General features: G+C 39.5%; 14 protein-coding genes, 3 tRNA genes and 1 pseudogene. 7 read left to right on the top strand and 11 right to left on the bottom strand.

Annotation, left to right across the window (positions count from 1 at the left end; translation table 11 throughout):
- Nucleotides 1-1,479: 1,479 nt before the first annotated feature.
- Together MSBRW_RS03245 and MSBRW_RS03240 are read left to right on the top strand one after the other, a co-directional pair.
- Nucleotides 1,480-1,551: transfer RNA gene (locus tag MSBRW_RS03245), tRNA-Gly, on the top strand.
- A 94-nt stretch (nucleotides 1,552-1,645) separates the two neighbouring features.
- Nucleotides 1,646-1,730, top strand: a tRNA-Leu gene (locus MSBRW_RS03240).
- Nucleotides 1,731-1,951: 221 nt separating this feature from the next.
- Here MSBRW_RS03240 and MSBRW_RS03235 read toward each other — a convergent pair.
- From MSBRW_RS03235 to MSBRW_RS03215, 4 genes are all read right to left on the bottom strand, one after another.
- A complete protein-coding gene (locus MSBRW_RS03235) occupies nucleotides 1,952-3,499 on the bottom strand; it encodes an MBL fold metallo-hydrolase (protein ID WP_011305431.1) in 1,548 nt (515 codons plus the stop codon).
- Between the two features lie 100 nt (nucleotides 3,500-3,599).
- Nucleotides 3,600-4,124 carry a GIY-YIG nuclease family protein gene (locus tag MSBRW_RS03230; protein WP_011305432.1) on the bottom strand — a complete coding sequence of 175 codons (525 nt, stop codon included), beginning with the start codon at nucleotides 4,122-4,124 and terminating at the stop codon, nucleotides 3,600-3,602.
- Between the two features lie 134 nt (nucleotides 4,125-4,258).
- Complete coding sequence (locus MSBRW_RS03225) at nucleotides 4,259-5,194, bottom strand: ADP-ribosylglycohydrolase family protein (RefSeq protein WP_230669943.1); 936 nt, start codon at nucleotides 5,192-5,194, stop codon at nucleotides 4,259-4,261.
- Nucleotides 5,195-6,221: 1,027 nt separating this feature from the next.
- Entirely contained in the window at nucleotides 6,222-7,394 is a 1,173-nt protein-coding gene (locus MSBRW_RS03215) for a hypothetical protein (RefSeq protein WP_011305434.1), read from the bottom strand.
- Nucleotides 7,395-7,834: 440 nt separating this feature from the next.
- On the opposite strand from MSBRW_RS03215, the gene MSBRW_RS03210 reads away from it, so the two are divergent.
- Nucleotides 7,835-8,404: a hypothetical protein gene (locus MSBRW_RS03210; RefSeq protein ID WP_011305435.1), complete on the top strand. Its 570-nt coding sequence runs from the start codon at nucleotides 7,835-7,837 to the stop codon at nucleotides 8,402-8,404.
- 298 nt (nucleotides 8,405-8,702) lie between these two features.
- On the opposite strand, the gene MSBRW_RS03205 is transcribed toward MSBRW_RS03210, so the two are convergent.
- Nucleotides 8,703-8,777 (bottom strand) — tRNA-Glu (locus MSBRW_RS03205).
- Nucleotides 8,778-9,023: 246 nt separating this feature from the next.
- The gene (locus tag MSBRW_RS03200; RefSeq protein ID WP_011305436.1) at nucleotides 9,024-10,265 is read right to left on the bottom strand and encodes a proteasome-activating nucleotidase; all 1,242 of its coding nucleotides are present in this window, start codon (nucleotides 10,263-10,265) and stop codon (nucleotides 9,024-9,026) included.
- A 1,269-nt stretch (nucleotides 10,266-11,534) separates the two neighbouring features.
- Between MSBRW_RS03200 and MSBRW_RS23775 the strand changes: the two genes are divergently transcribed.
- From MSBRW_RS23775 to MSBRW_RS03190, 3 genes are all read left to right on the top strand, one after another.
- Entirely contained in the window at nucleotides 11,535-11,780 is a 246-nt protein-coding gene (locus MSBRW_RS23775; RefSeq protein ID WP_011305437.1) for a TIGR00304 family membrane protein, read from the top strand.
- A complete protein-coding gene (locus MSBRW_RS03195; RefSeq protein WP_196298023.1) occupies nucleotides 11,777-12,142 on the top strand; it encodes a TIGR00304 family membrane protein in 366 nt (121 codons plus the stop codon). Before MSBRW_RS23775 ends, MSBRW_RS03195 begins: the two co-directional genes overlap by 4 nt.
- A gap of 282 nt (nucleotides 12,143-12,424) precedes the next feature.
- On the top strand, nucleotides 12,425-13,699 hold the full coding sequence (locus tag MSBRW_RS03190; protein ID WP_011305439.1) for an adenylosuccinate synthase: 1,275 nt from the start codon (nucleotides 12,425-12,427) through the stop codon (nucleotides 13,697-13,699).
- 265 nt (nucleotides 13,700-13,964) lie between these two features.
- Here the strand turns inward: MSBRW_RS03190 and MSBRW_RS20745 are convergent, their stop codons facing one another.
- The 5 genes and pseudogenes from MSBRW_RS20745 to MSBRW_RS03170 all read right to left on the bottom strand — a co-directional run bounded on the left by MSBRW_RS20745 (nucleotide 13,965) and on the right by MSBRW_RS03170 (nucleotide 23,961).
- Complete coding sequence (locus MSBRW_RS20745) at nucleotides 13,965-17,543, bottom strand: PAS domain-containing protein (RefSeq protein WP_196298022.1); 3,579 nt, start codon at nucleotides 17,541-17,543, stop codon at nucleotides 13,965-13,967.
- Nucleotides 17,544-18,114: 571 nt separating this feature from the next.
- On the bottom strand, nucleotides 18,115-19,239 hold the full coding sequence (locus MSBRW_RS03180; RefSeq protein ID WP_268990308.1) for an MFS transporter: 1,125 nt from the start codon (nucleotides 19,237-19,239) through the stop codon (nucleotides 18,115-18,117).
- A 324-nt stretch (nucleotides 19,240-19,563) separates the two neighbouring features.
- Entirely contained in the window at nucleotides 19,564-22,398 is a 2,835-nt protein-coding gene (locus MSBRW_RS03175; protein WP_011305442.1) for a cation-translocating P-type ATPase, read from the bottom strand.
- Nucleotides 22,399-23,085: 687 nt separating this feature from the next.
- A pseudogene (locus MSBRW_RS20740) lies at nucleotides 23,086-23,213 on the bottom strand (helix-turn-helix domain-containing protein); the annotation flags it as partial.
- Nucleotides 23,214-23,673: 460 nt separating this feature from the next.
- On the bottom strand, nucleotides 23,674-23,961 hold the full coding sequence (locus MSBRW_RS03170) for a helix-turn-helix domain-containing protein (protein ID WP_011305443.1): 288 nt from the start codon (nucleotides 23,959-23,961) through the stop codon (nucleotides 23,674-23,676).
- A 313-nt stretch (nucleotides 23,962-24,274) separates the two neighbouring features.
- On the opposite strand from MSBRW_RS03170, the gene MSBRW_RS03165 reads away from it, so the two are divergent.
- Nucleotides 24,275-25,000: a polysaccharide deacetylase family protein gene (locus MSBRW_RS03165; protein ID WP_230669939.1), complete on the top strand. Its 726-nt coding sequence runs from the start codon at nucleotides 24,275-24,277 to the stop codon at nucleotides 24,998-25,000.
- Nucleotides 25,001-25,109: the final 109 nt, after the last annotated feature.

Raw genomic sequence — 25,109 nt, 5'->3', positions numbered from 1 at the left:
AACTTGGAAATAAAAAACTTGGAGATAAAGAACTGAGGAACAAAAACTCAAAGTAAGCCATATTCCAGAATAGAACAACTTACAGGTCAAGCCCTGGAACCAGATCGCATAGAAAGTAAAAGTTTCAGAAAGTAAAAGTCTCTTTTGAAATTTATATTCAGGCCTATAGAAGAGGCACTTATTCTATATCATAGAGATACCCCGATAGAAAACAGGAAGAGACTAAGAAGATAAGAGATTAAAATAAGAGATCAAGAAAATAAGATATTAAGAGGACAAGAAGTCAGGAATATTAGAGATTTACTTATTACAGTATAAAGAAATAGTATTTGTTAGTGCATTATCAGGATAAAATTATTACCACACTCAAGAAATTACATCACTTAGAATTTCAAATAATAATATTTTGAGAGATAGGAACAGAAAGAGGATATTTTTATTAAAAAATTAATAAAAAATAGGGAGTTTAACAAAAAAATCTGGTTTAAACAGAGTAATAAAATATCATTATTGAGAGTATATTTTTTACAATATACTCTTAAATATATGTGTTAGAAAAATACTTTCTTCGAAAATCAAAGGTTGACAATAAGATAAGACTAACCATATAAAATTAAGATATATAACTGATCAACGGCATAAATGGAAAATTTTTACACCCATTAATGGTAGATTATATATTCATATCCAGTTTTAACCCTACCTGACAATTTCAAACGAACACCTGTACTTTTAACTGTCCAGTTGCTGTATCACAAAAAATACATGTGCAGAGAAGCGTATTAGAGATTCTTCAACGGAAGGTACCACTAAAAATATAGTGAAGAAGATAAGTAAAGGAAATGTCATTGGACATCGGTTAAGGAATTTTCTTGCCTGAAAGCTATCGATTTTGCATTAGAAGCCGGCCTTATATTTAGGCACATTTACATAAAATCGATACCCTGTTTCAGCTCATAATTTATGAGACTATTCGGTAAATATTGAGAAAGTTGACGCAATTATCACGATTCTTCACTTAACCGAAGAAGCATGAAAAAAATGTATTTTTTGAAGCAACTCCGCTAGAGTGGATAGAAAGTTACGTTGTTTATCCAAAATCACCCCCTCCAGTGAATAGAAAAAGAAATTTCTATTATCCCTAAATCAGTCCACCTAGCTCAGTATCATAATTAAAGTTCAACCCCTTGAGCACAACAGTTGAGCCGGTTAATCACATCGATCACGTCGTTTTCGGTCAAGTCTTTTTTAGAAAGGCTTGCGGGCGAGCCATTTCAAAAAGGATTTCGTTCTTCCAAAAGGGAAAACTCGAGCGAAACAAAATTAGAATAGTTCAACCAGATCGACTCGGTTAATCATCTTCATTATAATTCAGCCCTCTTGAGCGAAGCATAGCGAAAAGAGATCCATCCTCCCGAAATGGAACTCGGGCAGCGAAAAGAATATATATAACAAATACCTCTAGATGTGTTGCAGTTTGCGTTGATGGTCTAGCGGCTATGACTTGGGCCTTCCAAGCCCAAAACCCGGGTTCAAATCCCGGTCGGCGCATTAAATAATTCTTTAACAAGGAAATCTTAACTGCTCTTTTTCCGATTTTATATTGATTAACACATTAAAGGAGATAATTAAATCAAACATTAGTGCGAGGGTTGCCCAGCTAGGTCAAAGGCGATGGGCTTAGGACCCATTTTCGTAGGAATTCGTGCGTTCGAATCGCACCCCTCGCATCTATTTTACTCAACGTTTTCCGAAACTCTTCATGCCGGATTTTTGTGACTGAGTTTATAAAGCTAAAAAAATTAAAATGGGCCCTGGATAGAAAACAACGGAAATACGGATCTTAGGTCTGTGGATCATTGGTCTGTAAATCTTTGGTTCTTTTGAGTTTAACTGTTTGAGTTTAACTGTTTGAGTTTTAGATTTTTTCGAACTCTTTTTATTCAAGCTTTTATAAATTTTCTTGAGAGATACATTTTTGCCCTGCAACATATCTCTCCGAACCTTTGTACTCGATAAGTTTTCCATTATCCAATAAGGACATTGAACCGTGACCACAGCAGATAAGGCATTTTTTGTTTTTCCTGGCGAGCTGTTCATCAATCTCGGAAATTAGGGAAAGAAGGGACTGCCTTTCTTCTCGCGCAAGTTTGCTGTCAACGTTCACCGATGTCATAAGATAATCAGCCAGAACATTATATGCAGTTCTATCAGGGCTCAAGCTTTTGAAATTGATCACCGCATCTTCAGGAAAGAGCAGCCCCTCTTCAGGGCAGAAGTAGAAAACTTCTCCATGCATATGCCCTCCCATTCCTTCAAGAACTTCGAACTTCAGGTCGCCGATCCGGAATCGAGCGATAATAGGGAATACGCCCCGTTTTTCGATTATTTTGTCCGAGAGGGAGACTTCGGGAAAGAGAACCGTATTTGAAGGGGGAGTAAATCTGGAAAAAAGGTTAATTATCTTCGTGTAAACCTCTTCTAAAATACAATCCTGGTTGCTTGATCCATAGGCTCTGCTGGTTTCCCGCGTAATCAGAAAAGTCTCGCGATTAAGATAGGAGGGTGCCGGAAAACAACCAGCAGCCCCACAATGGTCGGCATCAGCATGAGTAATATAAATCCTTTTAAGCCGGCTCAGATCTCCAAGCCCGTAGTACTGGAGCATGTTCACGATGTCCTGGAAATAAATACCATACCCTGTGTCGATCATGACCCTTTCAGAAGAGGTATCAAAAAGATAGATATTTCCCCCGCATGGAGGTTGAAAACAGAAAAGTTCGATATCGTCCTTTATCCTGACCCTCTGTACATCGGCATAAAAATTGTCTCCTGACGTCCGATTAAGGTAATCCCCAACTTTCAGAATGTTCTCAAAAACCTCAATCGGATCTTTCTGAAGGTTTGAGAGTTCCTGGGTAATATGATTAATGTCCTGCAGAAACCTCATCAAAAAATCATCTTCAGCACTCCCGATAAACGACCTGAGCTTCTGGGCCAGCCTGAGATAAAATACCGTATCATCAAGTTTCTCCCCGGTTGTATCATACTCTAAAATATCTAGCCTGTATCTGGACTTGAGCTGGTTCAGAAGAGCATCTATCATATTAGGGTCCTCAATGTGAAGACCTACAACAAGCCTTTCAGGATGCTGTCCCCGATCATCAAAATCAAGAAAAGTAATGCTTGATTTCGATGAAGTGATATAGTTCAGGAGGTCAAATAAAGCGCCAGGGCAGTTCGGGAGATAGACATGGAACTTCACGAAAGCTACAGGCTGAAGGGAAGTCTGGAGATAGCCTATTTTTTCCAGTTCTTCACGAATCTTTTCATAAGCCTGCGGAAGAGCAGTCACTTCAAAGAAAACAGTATGTAAATCTATCCTGCGATCATACTGTATCCTGTTAATATTTCCCTCGTACCGTGTGATAATTTCGGCTGCCCTGTGCAATGCCCCGGGTATATCAGGCATGCAGGCAATAAAAGAGAATTGTTCCATTGGACATCCCCCGATTAAACAACTCTATCTTTTTGATAATATAATAAATCCTGCTCTACCTTAAGCTTTCCTGCCAGTATAGAGAAAAAAAGACCTTAGGTTAAAGTTCCAGCACAAGGGCAGAAAGTCCAAGAGCTTCAAAAGCTTCAGTAATCTCTGGAAGAGGATTTTTGTTTCTATAAAAAAGATGAGAACTGCACTTACAATCGGTACACCCGAAACCAGAAACTGAATCCCTTCCTACCCTGTTGGCAAGTGCACATTCAAGCCGCTCAGAAGTAAAAGCATAAACCGCTGAAACTAACCTGAAAGCAGGGTTCAGATGAAGATAATCAACATGCCATTTGGGATTTCGGTCACGATTTCTGGAAAGGTTGATGTGCCTCTGTAATCTTTTAAGTCCTCCTGGCCCCAGAGCTGACCCCACATAGATATGAAACCCTGGACTGAAAGAGAACTCTCCCTTTTTACCGACCTCAATCTTACAGGCCCGGTTTTCGAATATCAAGCAGTAGACGCCTTTTCCGGAAAAAAGATTTTTTTCAGGAGAATCTTTTTCAGAACAGTCATTTTTTTCAGAGTAAACGTTTCTTCCCAGAGAACCATTTTTTTCGGAAAAATCCATTTCAAAACCTCAATTTAACTTCAAAACCTCAATTTAACTTCAAAACCTCAATTTAACTTCAAAACCTCAATTTAACTTCAAAACCTCAATTTAACTTCAAAACCTCAAATATAACTCAATAGTTCAATCGAATTTCAAGATCTCAATTTACTTCCTGAAAGCTGAAAATACTTTTCAAGCAGAGGCCCCACCATTTCCTCCATTTTTTCGTTCTCTTTAAGTGCCTCAATCCAGGAAACTGGTATGCCTTCAATTCCCAGCCTGGACCCAAGAATACCTCCTGCCACACTAGCAACCGAATCCGAATCTCCGGTGATGTTCACTGCGGTCTGTACCGCTTTTTTGTAATCGTTAGGGTAACGTAATATGCAGAAGTATGCCAGTGCAAAAGTTTCGTCCGCATACCAGCCCTGCCCGAGTTTCTTCAAACCTTCTTCATCTCCGATGCTACTATAAGCAGTTTTATAGGAACTTTCCAGTGCCTGGGTGAATTCCTGAGAGATTCCCTGAGTTACCTCAAGAAGCGGTTCAAACATTTCCTCGGGTTCCACCCCATCAAGAGCTAATTTTACAGCGTATGCTCCTGCAACCGAGGCAGCATCTGCAGCTGGATGGGTGTGAGTTATTCTGCCGGAAATTGAAGCTGCTTTAATCAGTTTTTCAGGGTCGTTCCGGAAAATAAAGCCAAGGATTCCAACCCGCATGAGGCTTCCACATGTTTTTGAATTTAATCCCGAATTGCTCCAGTGAATTCCGTCTCTCAGGTTCAGGGCTGCACCTTTTGTGGTTGCTCCTGCACCGAGGTCAGGTTCGTCCAGCCAGAATATAAGTTCTTCTGCGATTTTGTTCATAAGCTCGGGAAGTTCAAGTTCTGCTCCTCGAAGCAGGCTTCTTGCAAGTACGAGCATCAACTGGGTATCATCAGTCCAGGGTGACTCTGGGGCTAACTCAAGAATTCCCTGTTCTCCGTATGTCTCCCTTATCTGTTTAAGGGTCAGGTGTTCTACAGGGCGGCCGAGGGCATCTGCGCAAGCTGTGCCGAAAAGGTAGCCACGGAGTTTTTTTTTCAATAGCTTGAACATCTTGTATATTTCCTGTACTCATCATTTAATATCGTTTCTCTCTCAATTTCTCCTTACACCTATTAGGACTTACTCGGTTGAAGCATTTTTCTGTAAATCATATTAAAACATTTTTAATGTATAATAGAAATAAATTAGAAAAATAATATAATTGTGTGAAGTAAATCTGCTTAAATGCACTAGACTTGCTTACATCAATTTTCAGGCTTACTCTTACTTGAAAAACGTTATAAAAATTAAAAAAATGATTGAAGATAAATAGTTGTGATAGTTGTGATTTTTTGAGGAGATCATAAAAGGACAGCAAGGAACGTACTTTATATTAAGGAGCTCATCTCAAACCGATTTCGCTCCCATCTCAATACGAGTTTCTGAATCATTTTTATGATAGGAGACTCGATTAACTATTTCATATTAGCGCTTCAGATGAGTAGTTTAGAGATTTGGAATCAGCTAGAAAGATAATAAATATAAAAAGGAAAGTTTGGAGAAGCACTACATATCAATTGAAACCATTTTCTTCTACGCTAAAGGTTCTTCATGGGCACTGGGCAATAATGTGAAATTGACCTTGAGGGGTCCAATTTCTGGAGGCATCACACATTCTTTGAAACCAGGTGTTATGACGATTAATTTGTACATTCTGATTTGGGTTAGCAGATTGAGCTTCATTTGCATGAAGCCAATTACCTTGAAGAGTAGGATGGAAATGTATTGCAAAGTCATAATTTATGTATTGAAATGTAGTATTTACTAAATAATACCACGTCTCATTACCTTGTTCACTAGTTCTCCGTATAACTGGATTATTACAGTTAAATGGTTGGGCAATCATTTGTCGTATAATCTCGATAGTAGCATTTACCATAGTTAAAAACTCCTTATAGATTGACTATATAACATTTATAAATTGCAAACATTATGCTATAAATGTGGTATGGTTTTCAGGAACTCAATGGAAACCATACATAGGTAAAGTTTGTTCGCTGAATGGCTAAGAAGTAACAAAAAATCTTTAAATGGAACTGACAAGCACCCCTATGACGTTAGGATTTCCTTCTGGGCATGATGATGTGATTGTTACAGTTCCACTATCGCTGTATTTAACATCGTGCTTCCAACCACCTTTAACCTCTCCCTCTAAGAAAGGCCAATATCCAGCAGATACCGAATCCTCGAAAGCTTTACGCTTGTCTGTGTCTACCGTAGCTTTCACAGTCATGACCGTATCGATACCATCAACAACGATTAAAGCGTCGACAGCTCTAAGAAAGAAACCAGTTTCTCCAAAAGCATCCTCCCAAGTTGGAGATTCATGTTTCCACATATTATTGCTTTTATCCGCTTTTGCCGCCTGGATAACAGCTGAGTCCCACCAAGGCATATAGTCATTTAGATCTGGATTAAGATTTGTCTGAAGACAATATGGACCACCTTCAAGAGTAGCAACTTTTTTGAAGGTGACCTGCATATTAACTCCCTTCGTCTTAATAGTTTGGATAAAGTTATCCCATTTTGCGTTAGCGTCTCCAATAAAGAAACTAACCACTCCAATTAGATTCCCTTTTGCCCAAGATTTGGATGTGTCGGTATTTGTCTGATTACTATCTAATACAAACGTCTTTTTCTGTCCTTCCTCAACCTTGTCTTTTAGTTGAGTTACCCCAGCAGTGTATGCATAATTTCCTTTCGCTGCTACCCACTTGCCTACAGCTACTGATACGATATCTACCTGATCCATATACGTAAGAGCTGCTTTCGTAGTATCCGAGTCAAGATGTCTTACAGCCCAATTTCGGAATACTTTCTTCAGTGCCTCTACTGGGTCTTTATTAATTTCATCTGCTGTAATATCTTTCCAGGCGTCATTAGTTACCTTGTATTTAAGCCAGTCATTATAGTTGTTACCTAGCTTTTTCCTAAAGTCACCAGAGTCTTGAGTTACAAGATTGTTGATTACTGACCCATAGCCAGCTGAAAGGTTATTGTGTTTTGATATCCCCCAAAAGTTACTTGTTGATTCCGGTGGAATGGCATCAAAGAACTCCCAAATTTCTTCGTTGTTATAACCCAGACTAACTGCTCCCTGAGCTAGTTGAAACTGGGCAGGGTCCAAATTCAACCCCATTACAACCGCATTGTACCACTGATTGTTTAGAGTGGCCATAATATCGTCTTCTGTAGTCATAGAACTCACACCCATATTTAAACATATCTCATTTTTTTGTTTAGTGTTGAATAATTTCAATGCTACTGTTTTTAGTTCTGATGCGTAAGCCGATCTCAAATGTAGAACCAATTAATTTTGAGACAGACTCTAAGCAATTATTGCTATGAGCACCATTTTTGCTGTGAACAAAGATAACATAAAATACGCAGGTAAAAATAGCCTACCCAGATAACGTAAGTATAGTATGCGCATAATTCGTATGATATGCGCATTGGAAAAATTAGTGAATTCGGACTGTATGCATTTGTAGACTAAAATCAGGTACAATAGACTCTGTAGCTAGATGTGTTTTAGATAGTTGAAGGTTTAAAACATACTAACTACTTAGTTTAACTCTTAGTTTAACTTCAGAAGTTCTATAAATTCTGAAAAATGTCTGAAATTTGGGGTGAATTATTTTGAAAACACACCGAATTTCTACAACAATCTCGCAGAGACATTGGGAATTATTGAAAAAGTACGCAGAAAAATTTGAAACGCAGCAAAAAGCCTTAGAACTTGCACTGGAAAATCTGGATAATAGCTCAAGACAGATTCCAGAATTAACTCTGGAAGAGAAATATTGGATGCGCCTTAAAAGAGCAAGATCATTAGTTATTATTGAAAAAACTACCTTTAAAATGCTGATAGAGAACGCCGATATAGAACTGCTAAGTGAACTTTTTATCCGGAATAAAATAATAGAATATACAATAGAACTCTACTTTCAGAAGTCTCTTGAGGAATGTAATTTAAAAGAAATTATAAATGGGCTAGTAGTCAATCTCAAGATAACTAACTGGGTTGATACTATAGATTACAAAGATTGCAACAGCTATTATAAGCTGATAATAACCCATGATTTTGGCTTTACTTTTGCCAAACTACTTTCAATATGGATTGACAATATGTTTAAAAACCATGGAATCAAGGTAGAGAGCATAGTTTCTGTAAAGACTATTTTCATAAAAATATTAAAAACAGATTAATTGATACCCTTAAACTCTACTATCTTAGGATAATCAATTCAATGATTTGCTCTGCTTTGAGTTCAACTGCAAAACTTAGAATAACATTGAGCTCATCCCAAAACCAGTTTTACTCCTGCATCATAAAGAGTTTCAAAATTACATTCCAAAAATTATATTTAATTATCTGAAAGTCGAGTGAGAATTCCAAATTCGATGCTATCAGACGTAATTTTTATTTATGAGATGAACTCATTAAAAAGATATAAAAAGCTATAGAAAAATTGTAAATATAGAAAAGTGGTATAATATAGAAAAGTGCTCCGATGGGGATTTGAACCCCAGTCGCAGGAGTGAGAGTCCTGAATGATTGGCCGAGCTACACTATCGGAGCAACTTGTTATCTTGTTATGCTTTGCCTATCAGGCAGCATATCTTCAAGTAATTTATAAAATATAAATCTTTCGTCTGAGTTTTAAAAAAATAGAGGAACTGCCGGGAAAGTAGTATCCCACCCGGCAAGTTTAAGAAAATATTCACAAACATTTTCTTTTTTCCATTAACCTTGTATTTAAACTTGAAGAGTAATCCGGTTACATTTTCTCATGCTTTGCCTATCGGTTTGGCTGTCGGGACAGCTTTATACGAACATAGCCTGAGGAATTTTAGGTTCTTCAGTGCTTACGACCTTTTCGTGTGCCTTCAGGAAATCTGCCATGGTAATCTGTTTACCGCGCCTACGCAGCACAAAAATTCCGGCTTCTTTGACGATAACACTGATTTCTGCCCCGCTCATACCGGTCATGACTCTTGCCAGTTTTTCGAAATCCACATCATCTGCAAGGTTCATCTTGCGAGTGTGAATTTTAAGAATTTCAGCCCTTCCTTTCTCGTCAGGAAGTGGAACTTCGATAGATCTGTCAAACCTGCCAGGCCTGAGGAGAGCAGGATCGAGCAGATCAATCCTGTTGGTTGCAGCAACGATCTTTACATTGCCTTTAGGATCAAAACCGTCCATCTCCGCAAGGAGCTGAAGCATTGTCCTGTTGACCTCGGCCGAGCCACTGGTTCCGTCATAGGTCCTCATGCTGCCAACAGCATCGATTTCATCTATAAAGAGAATGCTTGGAGACTTATCTCTAGCAAGCTGGAAAATGTCTTTGACAAGCCTTGAGCCTTCACCTACAAATTTCTGGACCAGATCAGATCCCGACATCCGGATAAAGGTTGCTTTTGCATGAGAAGCTATAGCCTTTGCAATAAGAGTCTTGCCCGTACCTGGAGCCCCGTGGAGCAGGACACCTGAAGGAGGTTCGATTCCGATTTCCTCGAAAAGTTGGGGTTCGGTAAGTGGCAATTCAACGCTTTCCCGGACTTCCTGAAGCACGTCATCCAGCCCGCCAATCATGCTGTAGTCCACACCAGGAGAGTTAATGAGTTCCATTACCTGAGCCCGCACATCGGCAGCTCTGCTGACTACGGAAATAATTGAGTAGGCCCCATTTACTGCAACTCTCATGCCAGGCTCAATCTTTCCAATACACTCTTCAGGGATCTGGGTAAGAACCTCCTGATTATTCCCATGCTGCCTTATAAGTGCAATTTCTCCGTTTACCTCAAGAATAGTTGCAATAAAGAGAGGAGGCTCAGTAAGCTGTTCCAGATGAGCTTTCAATTTGTTGATTTCCTGAAGGTGCCTGCCCGTTGCTACACTTGCTTCAAGGAGCCGGGCCTTCATGTTCTCATTCTGGACCCTCATGATTTCTATTTCGGTTAAGAGAGATTTCACATCTTCAGCATTGATCTTCCCGCTCTCAAGCTGGAACTCTACCCTTGTTTTGATATCTTCCAGAGAAGATCCTATTGAACTGTCTTCTGACACTTAAAACCACCTTTTTTATCGCGTGAAATTGAGTTTATACAGTCTATACATAATCTAAAGATTAGTTCACTCAGGAATTATTGATTTATAATAAGTTGATTTGAAGGCCAACTGGCCTGCGGGACCCATAGTGCAGTCCGTAACCAGTAATGACCAGTTATCCAGTCCAGTTTACCCATTTAAGCTTTAAGCGTTATTTTCCGGAGAGATTATTCGCCTATATAGTTTATCTCAGGATGATCACATTTTGTCCTTTTGTCCTGGCTTTTACAAGAAGTAAAGCAAGAAGTAAAGCCTGAGAAAGGGGAAATCAAGAATCCTCTTCATAAAATCCCCAGTTGTAGTATGAATCACAAAGATCAAAGAGTAAAATGACCTTTAAAAGGTACTCTTACTTTTCACAGTGAATGTTAAAATGTTCGGAATTAAATATATACATAAATATAAAAAGAGTATATATAAGTTCCTGCCACGCTTGTGATCATTTTTATATCCCGACTGCCTGTATAATATCCCAATTAAGGATCTATTCAGTTCTTTGATTAAATTGCTTTCGGACACTCGCTTGGAATTTGTCAACATTTGTATTCCGTTCAGTCATCATATTCCTTTTTCTATATTATACATGCTGTTGTATTCTCCAGATTTCAGCAAATTATTCAGGAAAGAAACTAGACAGAAAACTTAGAAAAAACTGAGCTTTTAACTTAACTTTTCGATCAAACTCTTTAAGTTAACTCTTTAACAATTACACGTATTTATTTATCGTAGAGCTTTAAGTTAGAGCTTTAAGTTAGAGCTTTAAGTTAGAGCTTTAAGTTAGATCGTTACGTTGGATCTATAATTAGTGCATCGATTTTCAAATATATACATAATAAGAAAATAATTACAGCTTATGATGCAAATATTAGTTTAAAGTCAGATGGAATTCTGTAACACAGAAAACGCAGTCAGTTGCAGAGTTACTCGATCTTGATAGTACAACCACGGAAAACACAGAAAGCACGGAAGAACCACGCCCTTACTACTTATTTCCGTATCTTCCGTGTTTTCCGTGGTTTTCAAAAATTCATTTCGGACATACTTTGGAATCAATGCACTAGTTCTAATCCTGACTGGAAAGGACAAAGAATATAACCATTTTCCGACTTTAAAGAAAAAACTGCAGAAAAATTGTGCCCCTTTTTGTAAACCATTAAAACAGGACAAGCTACGGATGCAAAAAATTAGAAAGATAGATTTAATAGTAAAAGCATTATATCATTCCACATGCGTACATCTCAGGATTTTCTAAGAGTAGGCACAACGGTCATATTTGTTGGTATCATTATATTATTTTTAGGTACAGTTCTTACTATTATAGAGCACCCTTCAAACAGCCAGACGGGCGGACTGATAATGATCGGCCCAATCCCGATAGTTTTTGGCTCATCTCCTGAAATAACAACAAATATGCTGGGACTTGGATTAATAATCTCAATCCTCTATTTATTCCTATGGAAAACGAAACATTGACTGATGTAAGCATGCTTTTTTCGATTGGAATTCTCACGATACTTATCGGATTTTTGCTAATTATGATCGGCGTAGCCTTAAGCCTGTACCAGGAATACAGATCAACGCAGAGCTACTCAAACAGAACAGACACACTCGAAAGAGACTCACGCTTTGAGAGCACTTCAAACTCTGAGAGCCCTCTCCATGAAAAAACCTCCGAAAGAAAAGGCGAATCCGAAATCAAAGCTGGAGGCGTAATCATGCTCGGCCCGATCCCAATCATCTTCGGAAGCGATAAAGAAAGTACAAAAACCGCCGCAATCCTCGCAATAATACTCATGCTTCTCAGCCTGCTGATCCTCAGATCCTCCTTAATCTAAATCCCGTCCCTGTCCTTCCTGCCAGATTGCAATCAAATATTTTTGATAAGTTTGTTGATAAATTATCCTTCTTGAGCAAGTTGAAAAACAACTTATCTTGCCCATAGTTCAGACCTCTTGAGCGAAGCGTAGTGTAGCGAAAAGGGCATCATCCTTCCAAGACGGGACTCAGGCACAAAAAGGGCATCGCCCTCCTAAAGCGGAATGTGAGTCGTCTTACCGAGACTGGACTCGGGAGGTGAAACAAAAAGTTATTAATAGTTAAGCCCGAATCAGGACTTTATGTTTACGATAATCACAGGCGCGCAGTTCGGCGACGAGGGAAAAGGCAAAATTGTTGACCTTCTTGCAAAAGATTACGACATTGTTGCCCGTTTCCAAGGAGGAAACAACGCAGGCCATACAGTCAGAGTAGGAAATGAGGTTTACAAATTACACCTGATTCCTTCGGGTATTTTACTTAATGCTAGAGTTCTAATAGGGCCTGGGGTTGTCCTGAATCCTGAGGTTCTTGCCAAAGAAATCGCAATGTTTGAAAAGCATGGCATACAGGTAAATGCCGAAAAACTCGGAGTCGATGCGAAGACAAGCATAATCATGCCTTACCACATCGAAATGGATGGACTAAGGGAAGAATCAAGGGAAAAGAAAATTGGGACTACAAAACGCGGAATAGGTTACGCGTATATCGATAAAGTAGCAAGAGACGAATTCCGCATGGCTGAGCTTGTAGACCAGGAACGTTTTCTTGCAAGACTTGAGGAACTTGCTCCCCAGAAAGAAAAGGAAATAGCAACACTGGGAGGAGATCCTAAAATCGTTAGAGACCCTGCACTAATTGAACGATATCTTGAGCTGGGAAAGCAGTTTGCCACTTATATAACAGATGTCTCCAGAGAAATCAATAAAGCTCTTGATGAAGGAAAACACGTGATGGCTGAAGCTGCTCAGGGTACACATCTCGATGTTATACACGGAACGCAGAAATTCGTAACTTCTTCTTCTACAATTGCAGGCTCTGCCTGTGCCAACCTCGGAGTTGGCCCTACAAGAGTAAATAATGTAATTGCTATAGTAAAAGCTTATATCACAAGAGTCGGTGAAGGCCCACTTCCAACGGAACTAACAGGAGAACTCGGGGAAAGACTACAAAAAGCCGGAGGAGAATTTGGGACTACTACTGGGAGAGGCAGAAGATGTGGATGGTTTGATTTACCTCTACTGAAGAAAGCTATTGCTCTTAATGGATATACCGAAATTTCCCTGACCAAACTGGATGTACTCACAGGCCTTAATCCAATCAGGATCTGTACCGGCTATACCTTCAAGGGGGAAAATCTTGATTATCCTCCAGAACTTACTGCTGATCTTGCCGAGTGCATGCCTGTTTACGAAGACCTTCCTGGCTGGGAAACTGACCTTACTGAAGTAAAAGCCTTCGAGGAACTTCCGGAAAACGCAAGAAACTATGTAAAAAGATTGGAAGAACTGATGGAAGTACCGATTAATTACATTTCAGTAGGTCCGGGCAGGGCGCAAACCTTTAAAAAAGAGTGATTCTATTTAGTGGACTTGAAAGGCCAATTATCTAAAAATGTTAACTATTGCGGGTATGTAATAATACACATATCCAATTGTATTTACAACCCTAATCGTTACAAAATTACAACTTTAACTATTACCAAATTACAACCCCAATCATTACCAAATTACAACCTTAACTATTACCAAATTACAACCCCAATCATTACCAAATTATAACCCTAAATATTACAAAATTTTTTATTCTTTTTCCTGCGATTTTGAGCCTACTTGAGTAAGATTATATTTTTTCTATCACTTTAAATCTCATAGTAAACTCTGTGCCATTGTTCCTTCTCAATTCAAACTTCCCATCTAACTGATCTACGAGAGCAGTTATCAGCTGTATACCAAGACTATCAACATCTTTAATATTGAGATTTTCAGGAATGCCTATACCATTGTCTGAAACAATCAGAATAAAACTGGTATCCTTATCGCCTTCCTTTTTAGACTTGCCTTTTTTGTCTCTATGTAGTTTAATTTGGATTTCTCCCCTGCCTTTGTCGGGAAATGCATGTTTGAGAGAGTTGGAAATGAGCTCATTGACAATTATTCCTAATGGGACACCAGTGTCCATATTAAGAAATATATTTTCTTCCAGATCCATTGAAAGGTGGATATTTTTGCTTTTAAGGCTGTAAGTCTGGAAAAGATTTTCAGCTAGCTCTCTGATGTATGTCGAAAAGTCCAGCGTATCAGTTCCTTCTCCTTTATAAAGTTCTTCGTGGATGAGAGCCATAGATATAACCCGGTTCTGGCTTTCCCTGAAAGCCTCAATAACTCTCGGATTATTGAACTTATCAGCCTGAAGGTCAAGAAGTGAAGATATTACCTGCAGATTATTCTTAATCCGATGGTGAATTTCCTTTTTACGGGCAATCTCAACATTTGCTAAGGCTTCTTCTGCTTCTTTACGTTCTGTAATATCCTGAATAATTCCTTTAGCTCTAAGAGGGTTGTTTTTTTCATCAAAAATAACTTCAGATTGCATGTGAACTATGCGCTCTTTCCCATTATCCAGGACAACCCTATATTCAATACTGTAAGTTTGCCCTTTTACCGCGTTCTTAATGGCAAGGGCACTATCCACATAGTCTCGATCATCTGGATGTATGTAATTTAAAAACTCGTTGTAAGGTGGTGCTGATTCTTGAGAATCACGTCTGAAAATACGATACATTTCCTCGGACCAGTATGCTTTGTCCGTTACCATATCCCACTCCCAATTTCCAATATGAGACATTTTTTGAGCTTCTGCAAGACCTTTTTCACTTTCTTTCAGCGAGTTGTAAGCTTTTTCAAGTTCTGCGGTACGCTCTTCAACCATTTTTTCTAAATTTTCATGTGCTTTTTTTAACTTAAATTCTGCTTCTTTGCGTTCTGTGATGTCACTGGCAGCTCCAAACCATTCAACGATTTCGCCATTTGCATCCAGCATCGGAACCGCACGCGAGAAAATCCATCCTAAATTGCCGTCTGCTAGACGGACCCTATGTTCCAGTTCGTAAGTACTCTTCGTCCGGATAGCTTCATTGATGACTGCCATCACATGCGGCTGATCTTCCGGAGGAACGTATTCATGAATCCATGTGTTGCTTGGGCTTTCTGTATTGGCAAGAAAACCTCGACCATAGAAATAGCGCATCTCAGTCCAATCAGGGTTCACACGATATACCATTTCTGAACTGGCAGTCACCAGAGCACGGAAGCGCTCTTCACTTTCCCGCAGCGCCTCTTCAACCCATTTGCGCTCGGTAATGTCAATGCAAATACCGGACATACGCTGAGGCTTCCCATTGCTGTAGTAGGTCGTATTGCCGAGGGCATTGATCCACCGTACTTCTCCCGATGGAAGCACGATCCGGTATTCGCTCGCGAGGGAGGTATGGTTGTCGATTGCTGTTTCAATCCGTCTTTCCGCAACCAGCCTGTCGTCAGGATAGACCAGACTTCTCCATAAGTCAAAGCTAGCATCAGATTTCCTGGGATCTAAACCAAAGAGGCGGAATAGGTCTTCAGACCACTCAATCTTGCCGGCAGACATATTCCAATCCCATATGCCTGCGCCTGCAGAAACCTGGGCCAGCCTCAAACGTGATTCACTTTCCAGAAGTGCCTCCTCAGCTCTCTTTCGCTCTGTGATATCACGTGCAGCAGCAAAGACACCCATAACCTTGCCATTCTCATCTTTATAAACTGAAGCATTATACAAAACAGGAGTTATATGTCCGTCCTTATGTTGGATTTCCAGGGTATAATCCCGAACCTCACCCTGCATGAATACCTGCTGATAGCCTGCACGTGCTTTTTCAGGTTCGGTAAAGTAATCTGAAAAATCAGTTCCAATCAACTCATTTCTAGAATATCCAGTAATCTGTTCTGTAGCATTGTTTACATCGGTAATCTTACCGTCACGCCCAATAGTTACCAGAGGGTCCAGACTTGCTTCAATTAGGCTTCGATTATAAACGTTTGATAACCTGATAGCATCTTCTGCTCTTTTTCGCGCTGTGATGTCTATAAACGCAGAAACTGATCCACGTAGATTTCCTTGCTCGTCATGTAGAGGTCTGGCATTACCCAGTACATGTCGTATCTGGCCGTCAGCAGATACGATATCTAGCTCGCAGTCGTCTATTTCTATGCCCGTAGCCGCTAACTGTGACGGCATTTTTGAAGGCGGGATCTCTAACCCATCCTTGAATAATTTAAACATCTCTGGCTTCTCTCCCTCTGGAGCTGACTTGGATAAGTTTATACCCACCTGAGTCCGGAGCCATTCATAGGATAGACGATTACCAGTTATCTGAAGCACCTTGGGATCACGTGCTATATACACGGCTACAGGCACGGCATCCAATACTACTGCAAGTTCATCCGAACGAGCTCGTTCACGCTTTTCGCTCTTTCGCAACGCGTCTACAACCGAATTACGTTCGGCCAGTGACTGAGATAACTTGATATTGCTATAGCTTAGTTGTGATATCATGTTAGCAAAGGCCATGAAGAAAGCCATGCCTGCGTCCACAGCTTTCTTACTAAGCCGAGGAACTGTTTCAAGAGCCTTTATATATTCTTCCTCATTGAAGCCATATTTCCTAGCTTGAGACCGAAAAAGTTCATAGTTCAGAGGCTCGTCATCAAAAAAGAACTGTCCAGAGAAGATATTGCCAACGTGTTGACCTTCTACCATAACTGGAGTTACTACTTCCCACATATTGTTTTTACATTTGTACAGCTTATATCCTCTCGGAGCAACTCCAGCAGTTAGATTTATGTCACTTTCTACACAATTCTTGCAAGCTTCAGTACTAACCCTATGGAATTTCATGCAGATATCCTGCCATCCAACACTCACCAGAACATTGCCTTCCAAATCGGTTAGGCCCATAGGGACATGAGCAAGCGTATAGAAGTCACTCATAAGGGACTGGACCGCTTTAGCATCAATAATCCTGGCAAGCTCCAGGTTTGCCTTTTCTTGAGTTTCACTTCCCTGAAGTTGTCCCTCAAGCTTTTTACGGCTACTTATGTCAAATCCGTAAATGTTTACACATTCTTGTTCAGGCGAGGGATCAAAAACGATAAAGTATACTTTTTTACCCATAGTGACTTCTATTTTTTCAATACCTTTCCGGGAAATTGCCCTTTGGACAAAAATTTCGAGATTCGGAGGTAATTTTTCTCCGACTCTCACACCCCATTCATACAATAAGGATTCCCCTGCCTTATTAGAGTAAAGAATAACACCATCCTTTGCCACACCGAGCACAGGATTCGAGTTCATTGCTGGATATTGCTCCATTTTAGCTGTCATTATCCCCTTAGTCTCCCTCTCTTAGGCAACAAAACAGTTAACTTTCAATAATTATTTACAAGTTATTTGTAACTATCGTACTATTTTTTAATACTTAAAATATATAAAAAGTTTGTAGTGATTTAAGAAAATAATTTTTAACGTTAAAATAATTCAATAGTGCCATCCCTTGATCTATATTATTATATTAGACCTTCCGTCTTTTAGGTTCCATAACAATTTATAACCTAGAGATAATACTTTTAAACTTATAAAACATGCTATTTGATCCTCTTATGTACACTTAATTTTACCTAAAATTGTAATAAATTAAATATTGAAACTTAAATAATTCTCAAAAGTAAATTAAAGCTTTTAAATAATGAAGCTTTTCCCAAAATTGGGAAGTTGTTAGTTACGGATTTAGAAATACAGTGATTCATTACTAGGTAGTATTTTTATATTTCATTTTCTATAATATACTAGTATTTTCTGTCCCTTCTCCTGCAAGAAAATACTTTTCATTAAACTTTATTATTGAGTAGCAAACAACTATCAATAACCCATGCAATTCTGAAATTCTGAAAATTTTTCATGAATGATTGCGTTGGAGCAAAAGTGGTACCAGGAAAGCTGTAAGTGCTACAGCAATAGCAGAAACGGCAACGCCCTTCCAATCTGCTATCTTCCAGGCCAGCATTGCACCTCCAGACCCCAGGCTGCCGCCAATAAACATCCCTACCATGAACAAACTATTCACCCGGTTGCGTGCTTGTGGCTTAAGCCCGTAAATTACCTGTTGATTGGCAACCATGGCACTCTGCATCCCGAAATCAAGAAGCATGACACCGAAAACCAGGCCAGCAAGAGAATTCCAGCCTGCAAGAATCAGCCAGGCTAGCAGAGCGGCAAACGCACCTGTAGAAACAACCTGGCCTGGTCCCCGGCGGTCGGCTAGACGTCCAGCTATGGGAGCAGCAAGCACTCCAACCATCCCAAGAATTCCAAAAAGTCCTGCGACGTCGGCGCCGAGGTGGAAAGGGGGCTGTTCAAGATGAAGTGCGAGGATCGTCCAGAAGGCACTGAACACGGCAAAAAGCAAACCCTGTATAAATGTGGCGCGACGTAGCCTGGATTCCTCGCGCCAAAGTTGTAGGAGTGAACGAAGCAGCGAGCCATAGTTCATAGAAGTCACGGGATGGCTGAGCGGCAATAACAGCGCCATTGCTGCCGCACCAGCCAGAACTAGGGGAATGCCAAGCCAGAACATCGCTCTCCAGCCGTAGTTAGTAGCGATAAAACCGGCAAGAATCCGGCTCAAAAGCATGCCGCTCAACAGCCCGCTCATAACGCTACCTATAATTGCACCTCGGCGGTTATCAGAGGCTAGTGATGCGGCAGCCGGTATTATCTGCTGCGTGACAGAAGCGGTAAAGCCAATGCAAAGTGAAGCACTCAGCAAGGCCCAACCAGTAGATGCGGCGGCGGCAAAAAGCAGTGATAAGGCCAAAACAAGGAACTGGGATACGATGAGTCGACGACGTTCTATCAGATCTCCCAGAGGCACCAGAAGCAGCAAACCGATTGCGTAACCGAGTTGAGTAGCAGTAGGAATGAGGCTGGGAGCCAATTCGCCAGGAAAGGAGCGAGTGATAACCCCAAGCATTGGCTGGTTATAATAGATGTTCGCCACTGCAATTCCACATGCACAGGCCATTGCAAAGACAAGCCCTTTACCTGGCTCAGAGACATTTCCAGTCTGGAATGTGTCCTTTTTCGAATAATAATTTATTTCTTCCGACATGTAATGCAGTTTACGACGATCAAGCACCTTATTATCTATTTCCCTTCAGTCAGAGGTTTCAATGCATACTCAGATAGTAAGAACCGATGTAGCTAAAGACATGCCATCGATAATCCACATCTGTTTCTATCATTTCAACAAATGTGTGGATCTATTGTAACTTTTTGAGTAAGCAATACATAATAGAGACGGAACACTATAACTTTCAATGTGCCATTATTGACTTTCCCAATAGATTCAAATTTTCGTTTTCACCAGAGTTACTCTTTTAAAAATTTCCATCACAATTACGACCATACTCGCTATTACGAAAGAAAGTAGCCAGTCTTCAAATGAAACCGGACTTATACTTAGAAGATCATGCATAAAAGGTATATGCATAGCAAGGATATGGAGCCCCTGCATCAAAACGACACCTATAACCAGAAAGTAATTATTCCTGAGAGGTACTCGAAACGCGGACCGATATTCTGAACGGCAGTTAAATACATGGAAATTCTCAAAGAGTACCATTAAAAGCAAAAGAAGATTTCTTGCCCAGTTTTCTTCATACCCTTCCCCATTTAACCATGACCAAACTATAAAAGCTATTATACCAATAGTTATTCCTGAGAGTAGTGCCTCTTTTATCATCAGGCTATTAAAAATTCCTTCTTCAGGTTTTCTCGGCTTTCTGTGCATGGTTCCGGGTTCTCCTGCCTCAAAAGCCAGTGCCACTCCTTGAATTCCGTTTGTGACGAGATTAAGCCACAGGAGTTGTACTGCAATTAATGGTATAGATAGACCTGCAAAAAGCGCGAGTATGAAAAGAACCACTTCTGCAAGCCCAGTTGAGACAAGCAGAAAGGTAACCTTTCTAATATTATCATAGGCTATTCTTCCCTCTTCAACCCCTGCAACAATCGAAGAAAATGTATCGTCAGCTACGATCATCGATGACGTGTCTTTAGCTACATCGGTTCCTGATCCCATTGCTACACCAATATTTGCCCTCCTGAGTGCAGGGGCATCATTGACTCCGTCCCCGGTGACAGCAACAAAGTGTCCCTTCCTGACAAGAGAATCCACAATCTGCATCTTTTGTACTGGTGTTACCCTTGCAAAAACCCGTGCCTTATCGAGAGCATTAATACAGGCTGGAAGTTCAGAGTCACCAAGCTCTTCAATCTCTCTTCCAGATATCATCTCTTCTTTTGAATATGCTATACCAAGTTCTCTTGCTATTGCAAATGCAGTCTTCGGATGATCTCCTGTAATCATTATAACATCAATTCCAGCCTTTTTGCAAGTCTGGACTGCTTCTTTGACATCAGGTCTCAACGGGTCTATAAACCCAACGATGCCCAGAAACGTGAGCTCTGGATTTACAGATTTGAGATCAAAAGCACCATTTGTCTCCTCTGAGACTATACCCTCAGCTACTACAAGCGCACGATACCCATTTTCCATCAGGGAATTAAGTTCACTATTAAGTAAATCGGGATCAGTTGGAACAACTTTTCTCAGAGAATTCATTTTTGTACAGTACGGAAGGATAGCTTCCATAGCTCCCTTGACAGCTATCTTTATAGGTCCACTTTTATTCTCCCGATAATACACAGCAGCGTACATACTCTCTGATTCAAACGGAACTTCGGCGACTATTTTTACTTCGTTTCTGACCTTATCCTGATCGATTCCCAGCTTGGATGCCAGCGTAAGAAATGCAATGTCAATGGCGTCTCCATGGTGAACCCATGTCTCACCTTCCTTGTATAGAGTGCCTTCATTGCAAATTGTAGCCGCCAGTGCAAGCCTTCGTAAGCTCTCCATCTCTTCGTCATCCGACGGAGAAGCTTCATTTGTTTGTGCTATTTTTTTGATCTGGCCGACAGGAAGATAACCTTCTCCTGAAACTTCAAACAGGTCTCCCGAAGGCAATACTACCGTTTTTGCTGTCTGCTGGTTGACAGTCAGAGTCCCGGTCTTATCAGTTGCGATTGTAGTACAGCTCCCCAGGCTCTCAACCGCAGAAAGACTCCTAACAATTACATTTCTTTTAGCCATTCTTGTAGACGCAATTGAAAGTGCTACTGTAACCCCTACAGGCAGCCCTTCAGGAATTGCGGATACTATCAGGGCAATTGCAAGGAAAAAAACCTCAACAGGCGCAATCCCCTGCGAGAGGGCAACTGCACTCATCACAACGCTTGCTGCAATTACAGCGATTCCGATTTTATGGGAAAAGTCTTCCATGCGAATGAGCAAAGGCGGTTTTGCAGATTCGGTCTCTGTGACCGCCCGCGCAATCATACCGACTTCTGTCCGGCTTCCGGTTGCAGTTACAGCTCCACAACCACGCCCTGTAATTACAGTACTTCCTGCATATGCCATATTGCCCCGATCACTCACAGGAGTGTCCTCTACGAGGATGTCCACAGTTTTCTCTACAGCAGCAGATTCTCCAGTGAGAAGCGACTCATCGATTGTGAGGTTGGAGGCATAGAGAATACGAAGATCGGCAGGAATTCGGCTCCCTGATTCGAGCAGGACTATATCACCAGGAACGATTTCCTCTGCTGGAATCTGAATCTCAGATCCATTTCTCCTGACCCGAGACACAATTTTTAAAATGGTCTGCAATTGAGATGCGCTCTTTTCAGCCTTCCATTCCTGTATAGTGCCTATTACAGCATTTATTACTACTACAAGAAAAATGAATCCTGCGTCTCTCAAGTCATTTAGAAGCACTGAGATAATTCCTGCAATAAGAAGAATATAAATCAAAGGGCTTTTAAATTGATGAAAAACTATTTCTGCAAGTCCTGGAGGTTTTCGTGTTGGAAGAATATTTTTTCCATATTCATGCAGCCTTGTGGCTGCTTCTTCAGTGTCCAGGCCCCTCGATGATGAAGCAAGTTTTCTAAATATCTCTTCTGCTCCCAGTGAATGCCACAGAGTGACATCTTTCGCATGATCCTTAGTAATATCCGACTCTGAAGATTTTTTCTGGAAAATGCTATAATTTCCTCTTTTTTCCGAGTTTTGTTGTTCTCTGTCTTCATCAGGAGTGTCTGGATTTGATAAGATCATGCCTATATACCCCTCTTTAACATATCCTATGAAAGTTTAAATTCAGGTAAATTCAGGTAAATTCAGGTAAATTCAGGTAAATTCAAGTAAATTCAAGTAAATTCAAGTAAATTCAAGTAAATTCAGGTAAATTCAGGTAGTATTGCCTTACTTTCTATCCTTGAGCTAATTTACAAAATTAGTTAGTATTTTGCTGAGAAACTGATGACGAAGATAAAGGACTCTAAGGAATAACACTACGCATCAGGATAACTGAATTTTCTCAACATAAAGCATTTTTCTAAAGCATTTTTCCGCTCTGAGCTTTCAGATGCAGACACCTTCAATAAGTTATAGAAAACTTATATGAAAACAATTTATCTGCTTTAATCCCCTTTATCTGCTTTAATCCCCTTTATTTGCCTTAATTTCTTTTATCTACCTTAATTCCCTTCTTCACTATATATTGTCTACTATATAAATCTCTTTTTGAGATATTTGGGTTCTTGCAGTTGAAATAAAAAACCGATAGAGTTAAACTTTTAACGATTTACAGTGTTATTCGACTATTAGATATCATATTTTTCATTCAAATTATAAATCTGTGCAATATACATACTAACCCTGTATTCATATGGATCTGTTTTCTAAACTTACTGCAATGAAGTATAAAAAGAGTAAAAAAGAACAGGTATATTGACTCAAATATTGTTCATAAATTTTTATTTTCTGTTCTAAAGCCCAATTATAGACAAATCTACAAGCTCCAAAATGAACTTTTATAAGTCGTTTCTGATCTTTGTTGGGTAGACTCGGTACTTATAGGCCTTTAACATCCGAGAGTAATAGGCTTTAAAAAAAATAAATAATTTTTGTGAAAGAATATTCTTTGAACTTGACGGTTTTCATCCCCCACCTGCCACCTTCCGGTTCTCAACGGAAGCTGTAGAGAAAGGGGACTTCACACATTAGAGTTAAATTAAGGCATTTAAATATTAGGTACTACCTTTAATTAAATTCTAAGAGTATATAAAAGAATATTTGGTCCTGAGTACTGGTTAAGAGGCTCACATAAGGAAATTAGTCTTTCAGTCTTAGAATATTATTTGTTGAAGCCTTAGAAACGATAGTAACATGATAGGCAAACATTTAAAAAAACAAAAATGGGAGTTAAAGCATCCCATGCTTGGGAGTTAAAGCATCCACACTTATTATTGTTTAAGCTTCAACATGCTTATTATTGTTTAAGCTTCAACATGCTTATTATTGTTTAAGCTTCAACATGCTTATTATTGTTTAGGCTTCAATCTTTGTCTGGTTAATTTTATTGTAAAAATCTACTATCAACTTTGCAGCTTCGCTTTCCGAGTTCAACTGGAAAATTCGAGTTTGTTTTCCGAAGGGTTTTTCTGTAACAACTCCCGATCCAACCAGAGGTGTGATGACACGTGATACGCTTGCATGTGACAATCCAGTTTCCTCAGCTATTCCTGAAAGATAAGTTGGTTCGTTTTGTCTTTCAATAAGATTCTTAAGGACTGTCATCTGTGCAGTTTTCCCGAATATTTTTTCTAATTTATCCATTGTTTTTCATCTCAGAGGTGGCTTTTCTCTATTTAATTTACTTATAGTTTCTAATATTAGATATTATCATATATTTATTTCTTTTCTTTAATATAAAATAACTGATATTTTGGGGTATAAACAGAAGAGATTGAAAGCAGTCATTAACACATATACAAACAATAATGGAAAACAACCAATAATGAAACTCTAGAAAAGACATATATTTTTTTCTATTTTTTTACATTAAATCCAAGACAAAAATCCTTTATCCTTTCCAAATACTATTGTTAAGGTTTAAAAGTAGACTCAAGCAAAAACTTCCATAGGTATTATGATGTCAAAAGAGATAATTGTAAAAGGTAATCCTATAATCCCTAATATTGCTCTGACCTTTGACGATGGTCCAGGCAGAATAACCCCATATATCCTTGATGTGCTTCGGAAGTATGGAACTAAAGCCACATTTTTTTGTCTTGGTTACTGCATTGACAAAAACATTGCTGCTCAGGACTATACAGGCAGGTACATAACGGGCAGCGAAATTGTCAAACGTGCAAATGATGAAGGCCATCTCATAGCCGTTCATTCTTATGATCATCTAGCTCTTTCCAGACTTACTGATGAAGAAATTCTTAATAATGAACTGTCCAGAACCAGAAATATAATCACTAATTTGATAGGAAAACTTCCTGTGTACTTTCGTCCTCCCTACGGCAACATCGACGACAGAGTAAGTAATATAACAAAAGCACTTGACCTCAAAACTGTTTTATGGAGCTGTCGCTCAGGAGATAGTTCCACCGAACCTGCTGTTATTCTTGACGGACCTATCATTTACACGTATGGACCAGCAGATCTTTACAACAACATAGTGAGAAATACTGAAAATGGATCAATTATTTTATGCCACGATGGACACAGTGGAACTCATGAGGCAAACTTCGGGATTGTGTCGGCTTTAGACAGAGCAATCCCGGAATTACAGAAAAAGGGATTTAATTTTGTAACAGTAGATGAACTATTGGCGACTGGAAATCACGTAATACGGCACTCATGAACTAAGACAAACTAAGATAAACCAAGATAAACCAAGATAAACTAAAATAAACTAAAATAAACTAAGACAAACTAAGATAAACTAAGATAAACTGAAATAAATTAAAGCA

Origin of the sequence: Methanosarcina barkeri str. Wiesmoor, assembly GCF_000969985.1 — an archaeon.
Taxonomy (GTDB): domain Archaea; phylum Halobacteriota; class Methanosarcinia; order Methanosarcinales; family Methanosarcinaceae; genus Methanosarcina; species Methanosarcina barkeri_B.
Note: the sequence above shows the minus strand (reverse complement) of the source record. Positions and strands in the feature narration are given on the sequence as shown.